This is a genomic window from Arthrobacter sp. H14, assembly GCF_000520495.1.
Taxonomy (GTDB): domain Bacteria; phylum Actinomycetota; class Actinomycetes; order Actinomycetales; family Micrococcaceae; genus Arthrobacter_C.
Genome location: NZ_KI914655.1, coordinates 91,207 through 102,271 on the forward strand (window position 1 = coordinate 91,207; position 11,065 = coordinate 102,271).

Below are 11,065 nucleotides of genomic sequence, written 5' to 3' on the forward strand. Positions count from 1 at the left end.
CCGGCGGCCGGCACGGCACAAGCCGGAGACACCATAGTGGAAGTGGCGGCCGGCGGGACGACTGTGGACGAAGGACCGGTCGGCGGGGGATCGGCTTCCGCGCAGGATTCGGTGGTAAAACTTCCGCGGCCGAAACGGTGGCGCCGCCGTCGAAACTGGCTGATCGGACTTGGCACCGCCGTCGTCGTCATTGGCGGTCTGATCGCGGCTGTGATTTTTACGCCGATATTCGCGGTCAAGAACATCGCCGTCGACGGAACCAAGCTGGCGTCCGAGAGCACGATCCTGAAAGAGCTGGACTCACTGATGCAGGTTCCACTGCCGCAGATCAGTACCGGTGAAGTCTATTCGCTGGTCTCCGATGTGCCGCAGGTGCGCGAAGTCAGCATTGAGGCAAGTCCACCGTCCACTCTGGTGGTGCATATTGAAGAGCGCGTTCCGGTCGCGGTGCTGAAGGACGGTAATGATTTCAAGCTGATCGACGAGGAAGGCACCAGGCTGGCGACTGTCAAGGACAGGGTCGATGCGCCATATCCGTTGATCGACGGAGATCAGGAAGACCTGGGAGAAGATATTTTCCGGGCGACGACCGCGGTACTTGGCGCCTTGCCGGCCGACATCCTGGGCAAGCTGGAGCACGCTTCCGCCGAATCCGAGGATTCAGTGGAACTGAGCCTGGAGAATGGAAAGCGTGTTTTGTGGGGAAATGCCGAACGCAGCAAGCTTAAAGCCAAGGTGCTGGGTATTCTCCTCGAAGAGACCAAAGCCAAACCGGCGGAGGGGGAGCTGCTGGAGCCCCAACAGCCGATAGAGGTCTACGACGTCAGCGCGCCCACCAGACCGGTGACACGTTAAATCAAATGCGCGGCGGCGTCAGATATGCCGGTGCCGGCGGTGGGATTTTAAGTTTCCCGCGACACGCGGGACCGGTCATTGCAAGAGCTTCCGATGACCCATAGCGTCTCGGTTAAGGAGTTACTTGACATAACTATGACCCTCAAGTAGAGGGTTAGGGTTAAGAAGCAGATGCTTCCGGTCGCGAAAAGCGCCCGCTCCAGCAAGATCAGTCAGTGCAGAGATTCGAACAAGGGACACAGGACGTGGCAGCACCGCAGAATTACTTGGCCGTCATAAAGGTCGTCGGCATCGGCGGCGGTGGAGTGAACGCCGTCAACCGAATGATCGAGGTTGGACTCCGTGGCGTGGAGTTCATTGCCATCAACACCGATGCGCAGGCTCTGCTGATGAGCGACGCAGACGTCAAACTCGACGTCGGGCGTGAGCTTACCCGTGGACTGGGCGCCGGCGCCGACCCAGAGGTGGGCCGCAAGGCCGCCGAAGACCATCAAGATGAAATTGAAGAAGTGATCCGCGGAGCGGACATGGTTTTTGTCACCGCAGGAGAAGGCGGCGGAACCGGTACCGGAGGTGCGCCGGTCGTTGCGCGTATCGCCCGCTCCCTGGGAGCGCTGACGATCGGCGTCGTGACACGTCCCTTCACCTTTGAAGGGCGCCGCCGTTCCAACCAGGCGGAATCCGGCATCGACTCACTGCGCGACGAGGTCGATACCCTGATCGTCATTCCCAATGACAGGCTCCTGTCCATCAGCGACCGTAACGTCTCCATGCTGGACGCGTTCCGCTCGGCGGACCAGGTGCTGCTTTCCGGTGTGCAGGGCATTACTGACCTGATCACGACACCAGGATTGATCAACCTTGACTTTGCCGATGTGAAGTCTGTTATGCAGGGTGCAGGGTCGGCGCTGATGGGTATCGGTTCGGCCCGGGGCGACGACCGGGCGGTTAAGGCTGCGGAACTGGCCATCGCTTCGCCGCTGCTGGAGGCTTCCATCGACGGTGCGCACGGCGTGCTGCTGTCCATCCAGGGCGGATCGGACCTCGGTCTCTTTGAGATCAATGAGGCGGCCAGGCTGGTGCAGGAAGTCGCACACCCGGAGGCAAACATCATCTTCGGTGCAGTCATCGACGATGCGCTGGGCGACGAGGCGCGGGTGACGGTTATCGCGGCTGGATTCGACAACGTGGACACAACATCTGCGCCGGCCGTTCCCGTCCAGGAAGAGCAACACAGGCCCGAGGCCGCACCGATGCCCGCAACTGTCGGAGCCGGGGCGTGGTCCAGCAACTACCAGCAGGGCCAGGGCAGCCAGCTTCCGGCCGACGCAGGTTTTGATGTCGATCTTCCCGCCGTCGTCGAGCCCGAGGGCAACGGCCGCGTCCGCCACGACGATCTGGATGTGCCGGACTTCCTGAAGTAAAACGACGGACTGAGGCAGTGTTCTGGTGGCGCCGGCAGGTTGCTGACGGACTATGGGTGGCGTTCACTGACGCCGGGGCGGGCAACCTTGCCCTGCACGTCGGCGATGACGTCCCTGCAGTCCGGCGGCGCCGCTCACGCCTGGCGGCCGCAATGGGCAAGCCACCGGAATCGCTGCTGTTCATGAACCAGGTGCATTCCGCACGCGTCGCATGGGCGGATCAGCTTGTCCCTGCTGGTCCGCCCAACGACGGCGATGCACTGCCCGGTGCCGACGCTATGGTGTCTCCCGGAGGACTTAATCCGATGGCCGTGATGGTGGCGGATTGTGTCCCAGTGCTGCTTGCCGGCTTCAACGCGGACACCGGGATGGTGACAGGAACCGCCGTTGTCCATGCCGGCCGCCAGGGACTTTCCGAGGGCGTCATTCCCGCGGCCGTGCGGGAACTGCGATTAATCGCCACCGGTGAACTAAAAGCCTGGATTGGACCTGCCATTTGCGGGCAATGTTATGAAGTCCCTGAAGACATGGCCGATTCCGTAGCGGCCCAAGTCCCCGGAACCAGGACGACGACCAGACAGGGAACGGCCAGACTTGACTTGTCCGGGGGCGTGAGCAGGCAGCTTGCCGGTTTCGGCGTCGTTGTCGAGCAGATTTATGGGTGCACCATGGAAGAAGGCCGGCTGTTTTCGTACCGGCGGGATCACCAGACGGGACGATTCGCAGGATTGGTGTGGCGTGAGCAGACATGATGAATTGGCCGCCGGCCTTCAGTCGGTAAGGCAGCGGATTGCCAATGCGGCTGCGGACGCCGGCAGAGAAACAGATCCGGCGTTAATTGTCGTCACGAAGTTCTTCCCTGCCTCAGACGTAGCAGCCCTGGCAACCCTTGGAGTCCAGGACGTGGGCGAGAATCGTGATCAGGAAGCATCCGCCAAAGCGGCAGAAACGGCGGCGGATCCTGACTGTGCAGGTTTGCGCTGGCACTTCATCGGCCAGTTGCAAAGCAATAAGGCAAAATCCGTCGTCCGGTATGCCTACGCAGTTCATTCCGTCGACCGGTCTTCGGTCATTAAATCGCTCAACAAAGCCATGACGATGGAACAGCAGGCACGTCAGGAAGCAGGTTCGGCACCGAGGGGGAATATGCAGTGCTTCATCCAGGTCAACATGGATGAGGGCGCGGGCGGCGCAGACCAGGACGCTTCAGCGCACCAGGGTGCGGAACGCGGCGGAGCAGACCCGGCGGATGTGCTGGAGCTGGCAACAAGAATCGAGAATGCTGAATATCTTGATCTGGCCGGTGTGATGGCCGTTGCACCGCTGGGCAGTGATCCCGATGTGGCCTTCGGCAGGCTGGCGGATATTTCCCATCAACTGCGGCATGAATACCCCCATGCCGATGCAGTCTCGGCCGGTATGAGCGGGGACCTCGAACACGCCATAAAACACGGGGCGACACACCTGCGTGTCGGTTCCAATGTCCTCGGTCAGCGCCCCGGTTTACGGTAGCGTTCCAGCTAGGGCACACAACAGGGGCGCCATTCGAAATCAGCGCTGTAACTTGGCACGATAGGAGCTAACCATGGCTGGTGCATTGCGCAAGACAATGATCTATCTTGGGCTCGCCGATGGTGACGAGCACTACGAGCCTGAGCAACATCACTCGGGACACAAGAATGAGGACTATTCAGTGGACTATGATCGCGACGAGCACCGCACGGAATCGGCTGCAGCGGAATCCAACCGGGTGGCAGAGGATGAATACCGCGCTCCGGTGACTCCAATTAAGCGTGCACCCTCCTCGAAGGAGGAGACCTACGGGCTGCGGCAAATCACCACGATCCACCCGCGCTCATACAACGACGCCAAGTTGATTGGTGAAAGCTTCCGCGACGGCATCCCGGTGATCATGAATGTCACGGACATGGGGGAATCGGACGCCAAGCGACTGGTCGACTTCTCGGCAGGGTTGGTTTTCGGACTGCACGGAAGCATCGAGCGTGTCACCAATAAGGTGTTCCTTCTCTCACCCTCAAACGTCGAAGTCCTTGGTGATGACAAGAGCGTCAGCGATAACCAGGCCAGCTTCTTCAATCAAAACTAGGGACCTCCCCGTCTGTGCCATTACTATGGGGTACGTCCTGTTATCTGGTATCTGTAAGGAATGTGGCTGACGCGTGAGTATTGTTTTTTCGCTGCTGTACGTGCTCCTGCTGTTGTTTCTTCTCGCCCTGCTGATTCGTTTGGTTTTCGACTGGGTGCAGGTTTTTGCCCGTGACTGGAAGCCAAAGGGGCTTGCGCTTGTTCTGGCGTCCGGTGTTTATTCGGTAACAGATCCTCCGCTGCGGAAGTTGCGCCGGGTCATGCCCCCGTTGCGTTTGGGGAACATCTCCCTAGACCTCGCGTTCCTGGTTCTGGTGCTGGCCACTTACATCGCCATGTCGATCGTCTCCGCATCGGCATCGGCAACTGCCTTGGCATCCTAGGAACTTCATGGAGGTTAGTCTTCGTAATCTAAAAGATATACTCTGATTCACATATAGAGTGAACTAAGTTTGATAAGAGATCGGTACCGTAGCGACGACTGCCGCGGCAGGCCGTTGCAGATATAACCAGTATGAGGTGACCAGATGGCTCTAACGCCAGAAGATGTTGTCAATAAGCGGTTCCAGCCCACCAAATTCCGTGAGGGCTATGACCAGGACGAGGTCGACGATTTCCTTGATGAAATCGTCGTCGAGCTGCGCCGTCTGAACCAGGAGAACGACGAGCTGCGCAAGAAGCTTGCGGATGCTGATGCGAGCCCGAAGACCCAGGCTGTGGCCGCGCCCGTCCCGGCCGCCGAGGCAGCGCCTGCGGAAAAGAAGGAAACGGAACAGGTCAAGGAGCCCGAGCCTGTAGTCGAAGAGGCACCGGCGAAGGCCGAGCCGGCCGCTCCTGCCCAGCAGCAGCCCACTTCCGAATCCGCGGCCGGAGTTCTGGCCATGGCCCAGCGACTGCATGACGAATACGTCAATGCCGGTGTGGAACAGCGCGACAAGATCATTTCCGAGGCGCAGGTCGAAGCGCACGGTCTGGTCAACGATGCTCAGGAGAAGAGCCGCAAGACCCTCGGCGAACTCGAACAGCAGCGGTCAGTGCTGGAGCGCAAGGTTGAGCAACTGCGTGGCTTTGAGCGTGACTACCGCTCACGCCTGAAGGCCTACATTGAAGGACAGCTGCGCGACCTCGACGCCCGCGGCTCCGTCGCTTCTGCGGACTCCACCGATAAATCCGAAGTGTAATTTCCGAATTTCCCATCAAGTGCTATGGCCGGCGACTGAGTCCTACTCAGAAGCCGGCCATTGTACTTAAGCACCACGAAAGCGCCATGACAGATAATTCCCCTGGCACGCCGGAGGCCGCCGGCAGTAAGCACCCTGTTGCGGGTTCCACAGCCGATGGCACTGGTACTTCCGGTGACGGCGGCCGCAGGAGGAAAAGGAGCACCTGCCTGCTGATAATGGCTGCCGCCGGACTTTTCGCCTACGCTTTCGACCAAGTCACCAAGCTGTGGGTCGTGGCAACGATGACGGAAGGCCAGATAACAGAAGTCCTCCCCCCGGTTCTCAGCTGGCATTTCATCCGCAACTCCGGCGCGGCATTCTCGATCGGGGAGGATGTGACCTGGATTTTCACGATCATCCAGGCGGCAGTACCACTGATCGTTTTTTGGCTCAGCCGCCGTCTCGGATCCTTTTGGTGGTCCATCGCCTTCGGGTTGCTGGCCGGCGGAGCGTTGGGGAATCTCACCGATCGTTTGTTCCGGGAACCATCCTTCGGTATGGGCCACGTCGTGGACTTTATCGCCTTTCCCAACTTCGCCATTTTCAACATCGCGGACTCGGCCGTCGTCGGAGCCGTCATTTTGATCTGCATCCTGACTTTTAAGGGAATCGGCCTGGATGGACAGCCCGTGACTGAGGAAGACAATGGTGGCCGCCGCGGCGGGAAACGCTCAGCCAGAGCGAATCCAGACGGTGCCCACGACAGCGACGGCCACGGAAGCCCTGGAGGAAAATAATGCGTCATTCCATCCAGGTTTCCGAGGAGACCGCCGGACAGCGTGCAGACGCCGGCATAGCAAACCTTCTAGGGGTCTCCCGGTCGGCTGCTGCCGCAATGTGCAGCGAAGGACACGTCTCCGCCAACGGTTCCGTCCTCGGGAAATCCGACCGGCTCGAGGCCGGCAGTTGGTTGGAAATCCAGATTCCGGAACGCCGGGACCCCTTGGAGGTGGTGGCGCAGCCCATCGATGACATGGCGATCCTGGCCGACGAGGAAGATTACGTCGTCATTGATAAGCCGGTGGGTGTCGCGGCCCATCCCTCTCCGGGTTGGGTTGGACCAACCGTTGTAGGTGGGCTTGCCGCCGCTGGATTCAGGATTTCGACGTCGGGATCCCGGGAGCGGGCGGGCATTGTGCACCGGCTCGACGTCGGCACCTCAGGTGTGATGGTGGTTGCCAAAACGGAATTGGGATACACAAACCTCAAGCGGGCTTTCAAGGAACGCACCGTGGAGAAGGTCTATCACGCCCTCGTCCAAGGACTGCCGGACCCGCTCTCCGGCACCATCGACGCACCGATCGGCCGTCATCCGGGCCACGACTGGCGCTTTGCCGTCATCGAAGACGGCAGGCCTTCAATCACCCACTATGAGGTTATTGAAGCATTCGGCAGGGCATCGCTCGTTGAGGTTCATCTGGAAACCGGCAGGACGCATCAGATCAGGGTACATTTCTCCGCGCTGAAGCACCCCTGCGCTGGGGATCTCACGTATGGGGCCGACCCACGGTTGGCCGCGACCCTTGGCTTGACCAGGCAATGGCTGCACGCCCGCTCGCTGGCCTTCAGCCAGCCAGGTACAGGCGACCGCGTGGAATATGTCAGCGATTATCCCCAGGATCTGCAGTACGCATTGCAGGCCCTGCTCGAAACCACCCGCTGACAGGTCCGTCCTTTGGACCAGGCGGAACGGACTGATCCTTCCTTCTCCGGCGGCGCCTGTCGATCCCAACTCGTAGTCCCATCTAGACTGTTGACGTGGCACCTACTAAGACAAAAGATTCATTCGTACACCTGCACAACCACACCGAGTACTCCATGTTGGACGGTGCCGCCCGCTTAACCGATCTGTTCGAGCAGACCGAAGCGCTGGGCATGAACTCGCTCGCCACTACCGACCATGGATTTGTTTTCGGTGCCTTCGACTTCTGGTCCAAGGCGAAGTCCGCCGGCATCAAGCCGATCATCGGGGTCGAGGCATATGTCACGCCCGGTACCGCCCGCCAGGACCGCACCCGTGTCCAATGGGGCAATGGTGGCCGGGGCGACGTCTCCGGTGCCGGTGCCTATACACACATGACGCTGTTGGCCTCGAACACGGAGGGGATGCATAACCTTTTCCGGATGTCTTCGCTGGCGTCGCTGGAAGGCTTTCTGTATAAGCCCCGTATGGACCGGGAGCTGCTCAACACCTACGGGAAGGGGCTGATTGCCACCACCGGGTGCCCGTCCGGCGAGGTGCAGACCCGCCTGAGGCTGGGGCAGTACAAGGAAGCCGTCGCGGCCGCCGCCGAGATGCGTGACATCTTCGGGGCGGAGAACTATTACTGCGAGTTGATGGACCATGGTCTGGACATCGAGCGCAACATCTCCCAGGACCTGGTGAAGCTGGCCAAGGACCTCGGTCTTCCGCTGGTCGCCACCAACGACCTCCACTACACGAATGCTGAAGATGCCAAGGCCCACGCGGCGCTGTTGTGCGTTCAGTCGGGCTCGACCATGGCTGATCCCAAACGGTTTAAATTCGACGTCGACGAGTTCTACCTCAAGTCGCCCGCCGAAATGCGCTCCATCTTCCGTGACCACCCCGAGGCATGCGATAACACCCTGTTGATTGCTGAACGCTGCGACGTCGAATTCGACACCAGTGCCAGCTACATGCCGCGCTTTCCGGTTCCTGAGGGCGAAAACGAACAGTCCTGGTTCGTGAAGGAAGTCGAAAAGGGACTGCACTACCGGTACCCGGCCGGCATTCCTGACGATGTCCGCAAGCAGGCCGAATTCGAGGTCGGCGTCATCTCGCAGATGGGTTTCCCAGGATACTTCCTGGTGGTCGCCGACTTCATCAACTGGGCAAAGAACAACGGCATCAGGGTCGGCCCGGGCCGTGGTTCCGGCGCGGGTTCCATGGTGGCCTACGCGATGCGCATTACCGACCTCGATCCACTCAAACACGGTCTGATCTTCGAGCGGTTCCTCAATCCCGAGCGCGTCTCCATGCCCGACTTCGACGTCGACTTTGACGATCGGCGCCGCTCAGAAGTGATCCGGTACGTCACCGAAAAGTACGGTGACGAGCGTGTGGCCATGATCGTCACCTACGGAACGATTAAGGCCAAGCAGGCTCTGAAAGACTCCTCCCGCGTGATGGGCTATCCCTTCTCCACCGGTGAGCGGCTGACCAAGGCCATGCCGCCGGACGTGATGGGCAAAGGCATCACGCTGCCTGAGGTCCACAATCCCGATTCGCCCCGGTATTCGGAGGCGGACGAAATGCGCGAACTGCTTAAGTCCGACCCCGATTCGCAGAAAGTCTTTGAGACGGCGCTGGGGCTGGAAGGGCTAAAACGCCAGTGGGGCGTGCACGCGGCCGGGGTGATCATGTCCTCGGATCCGCTCATCGACATTATCCCGATCATGCGCCGCGAGCAGGACGGGCAGGTCCTGACCCAGTTCGACTACCCGACCTGTGAAGGCCTTGGCCTGATCAAAATGGACTTTTTGGGACTGCGGAACTTGACGATCATCACCGATGCGGTGGAGAACGTAAAGCTGAACAAGGACTTCGACCTGGTGCTGGAGGACCTGGGACTCGATGACAAGGGGTCCTATGAGCTGTTGGCCCGCGGTGACACCTTGGGCGTCTTCCAGCTCGACGGCGGCCCGATGCGTGCGCTGCTGAAACAGATGCGTCCGGACAACTTTGAAGACATTTCCGCCGTTATCGCGCTGTACCGGCCGGGACCGATGGGTGCGAACTCGCACACGAACTACGCCTTGCGCAAGACCGGCCTGCAGAAAGTCGAGCCTATCCATGCGGAGCTCGAAGAGCCCCTGGCGGAGATCCTGGGCGGAACGTACGGGCTGATCGTGTACCAGGAGCAGGTCATGGCGATCGCACAGAAGGTGGCCGGCTACTCTCTTGGCCAAGCCGACATTCTGCGCCGGGCGATGGGCAAGAAGAAGAAAGCCGAGCTGGATAAGCAGTACGTCGGCTTCGCCCAGGGCATGAAGGACAACGGCTACTCCGCCTCCGCGGTCAAGACCCTCTGGGACATCCTGCTGCCCTTCTCCGACTACGCCTTCAACAAAGCCCACTCGGCCGCTTACGGTCTGGTGTCCTACTGGACGGCCTACCTGAAGGCCCACTATCCAGCAGAGTACATGGCTGCCCTGCTGACCAGCGTCGGCGACGACAAAGACAAGCTGGCGATGTACCTGAACGAGTGCCGCAGGATGGGCATCACCGTGCTGCCGCCCGATGTCAACGAATCCGCCGTCAACTTCACACCTGTTGGCAAGGACATCCGCTTCGGGATGGCCGCGGTGCGCAACGTGGGCACCAACGTGGTCAACGCGATGACGGCGGCCCGCGCCGAAAAGGGTAAATTCACCTCCTTCAACGACTTCCTGCAGAAGGTCCCCGCCGTCGTATGTAACAAGCGGACCATTGAATCAATGGTCAAGGCTGGAGCTTTCGATTCGCTCGGTCACCCGCGCCGGGCCCTGGCTATGATCCATGAGGAGGCCGTCGACTCGGTGGTGGCTGTCAAGCGCAAGGAAGCCGAGAACCAGTTCGATTTCTTCTCATTGATGGGTGAGGAGAACCCCGACGCCGGATTCGCCGTCGCTGTTCCGGAACTGCCCGAGTGGGACAAGAAGGACCTGCTGTCGTTTGAACGAGAGATGCTCGGCCTGTACGTCTCCGACCACCCGCTCAGCGGCCTGGAAAGCATACTCAGCCAGCACGCCGACTCCAATATCACCCAGATTATTGGGGAGGAAGGACCGCCCGACGGCGCGATTGTCACGATCGCGGGCATGATCACCTCGCTCTCGCGCAGGATTGCCAAGAACAGCGGCAACGCGTACGCGCGTGCCGAGATCGAGGACCTTGGCGGGTCTATGGAAGTGATGTTCTTCGGCAAGGTATACGGGCCGATTTCCACCATTCTGGCCGAGGACCTCATCGTCGTCGTACGGGGCCGCCTGCAGCGCCGCGACGATGGCGCCATCACCCTCAACGCACAGGAGTTGACGGTTCCCGACCTGAGCGACGGGCATTCGGGTCCGGTGATGATTTCGATGATCAACCATAAGGCAACTGAAACCGTCGTGACGGAACTCGGGGACGTGCTCCGGAACCATCCGGGCACCACCGAGGTGCAGTTGAAACTCACCGGCCCCCGCAAGGTCGAACTCCTCCGGCTCGGCGTCGACCTGCGGGTCAGCCCAACGCCGTCCCTCTTCGGGGATCTGAAGGTGCTGCTCGGTCCGGCGTGCCTGGATGCCGGCTAAATGATGAAGGATTCCGAATCCGGCAGTGCACCGAAGGCGGTCTACCCGCCGGACGTCTACGCTCCCCGGATGCCTGACGACTTATCGAAGGCACCGCCGGCATCATTGGTGCGTTGGTTCACCATGACGGCCGCCGCGGGACTGCCCGCCGGCCTGTTG

At 60.5% G+C, this 11,065-nt stretch carries 10 protein-coding genes; all 10 read left to right on the plus strand.

Annotated features, from left to right (window positions below):
- Nucleotides 1-855 (plus strand): cell division protein FtsQ/DivIB (locus Y707_RS0112230; protein WP_051441934.1); only part of this gene is annotated, 855 nt, incomplete at its 5' end.
- Nucleotides 856-1,100: 245 nt separating this feature from the next.
- The gene (gene ftsZ, locus Y707_RS0112235) at nucleotides 1,101-2,279 is read left to right on the plus strand and encodes a cell division protein FtsZ (protein ID WP_026535309.1); all 1,179 of its coding nucleotides are present in this window, start codon (nucleotides 1,101-1,103) and stop codon (nucleotides 2,277-2,279) included.
- 56 nt (nucleotides 2,280-2,335) lie between these two features.
- Nucleotides 2,336-3,031, plus strand: coding sequence for a purine nucleoside phosphorylase YfiH/LACC1 family protein (locus tag Y707_RS0112240; RefSeq protein WP_253905154.1), 696 nt, complete (start codon nucleotides 2,336-2,338; stop codon nucleotides 3,029-3,031).
- Nucleotides 3,018-3,791: a YggS family pyridoxal phosphate-dependent enzyme gene (locus Y707_RS0112245; protein WP_026535311.1), complete on the plus strand. Its 774-nt coding sequence runs from the start codon at nucleotides 3,018-3,020 to the stop codon at nucleotides 3,789-3,791. The genes Y707_RS0112240 and Y707_RS0112245 overlap by 14 nt, the downstream gene beginning before the upstream one ends.
- Before the next feature lie 73 nt (nucleotides 3,792-3,864).
- Nucleotides 3,865-4,386 (plus strand): cell division protein SepF, encoded by a 522-nt coding sequence (locus Y707_RS0112250; RefSeq protein WP_026535312.1) that lies wholly within the window; start codon nucleotides 3,865-3,867, stop codon nucleotides 4,384-4,386.
- A 73-nt stretch (nucleotides 4,387-4,459) separates the two neighbouring features.
- Entirely contained in the window at nucleotides 4,460-4,768 is a 309-nt protein-coding gene (locus Y707_RS0112255) for a YggT family protein (RefSeq protein ID WP_026535313.1), read from the plus strand.
- Between the two features lie 144 nt (nucleotides 4,769-4,912).
- The gene (locus tag Y707_RS0112260; RefSeq protein WP_026535314.1) at nucleotides 4,913-5,566 is read left to right on the plus strand and encodes a DivIVA domain-containing protein; all 654 of its coding nucleotides are present in this window, start codon (nucleotides 4,913-4,915) and stop codon (nucleotides 5,564-5,566) included.
- Between the two features lie 86 nt (nucleotides 5,567-5,652).
- Nucleotides 5,653-6,345 carry a signal peptidase II gene (lspA, locus tag Y707_RS25590; RefSeq protein WP_081744830.1) on the plus strand — a complete coding sequence of 231 codons (693 nt, stop codon included), beginning with the start codon at nucleotides 5,653-5,655 and terminating at the stop codon, nucleotides 6,343-6,345.
- Nucleotides 6,345-7,271: an RluA family pseudouridine synthase gene (locus tag Y707_RS0112270; RefSeq protein ID WP_026535315.1), complete on the plus strand. Its 927-nt coding sequence runs from the start codon at nucleotides 6,345-6,347 to the stop codon at nucleotides 7,269-7,271. Before lspA ends, Y707_RS0112270 begins: the two co-directional genes overlap by 1 nt.
- Nucleotides 7,272-7,366: 95 nt before the next feature.
- A complete protein-coding gene (gene dnaE, locus Y707_RS0112275; protein WP_026535316.1) occupies nucleotides 7,367-10,906 on the plus strand; it encodes a DNA polymerase III subunit alpha in 3,540 nt (1,179 codons plus the stop codon).
- Nucleotides 10,907-11,065: the final 159 nt, after the last annotated feature.

Bases quoted from the DNA above. Each gene is read 5' to 3' on its own strand.
- Y707_RS0112250 (WP_026535312.1), top strand. From the start codon at position 3,865: ATGGCTGGTGCATTGCGCAAGACAATGATCTATCTTGGGCTCGCCGAT.
- Y707_RS0112260 (WP_026535314.1), top strand. From the start codon at position 4,913: ATGGCTCTAACGCCAGAAGATGTTGTCAATAAGCGGTTCCAGCCCACC.
- Y707_RS0112270 (WP_026535315.1), top strand. From the start codon at position 6,345: ATGCGTCATTCCATCCAGGTTTCCGAGGAGACCGCCGGACAGCGTGCA.
- lspA (WP_081744830.1), top strand. From the start codon at position 5,653: ATGACAGATAATTCCCCTGGCACGCCGGAGGCCGCCGGCAGTAAGCAC.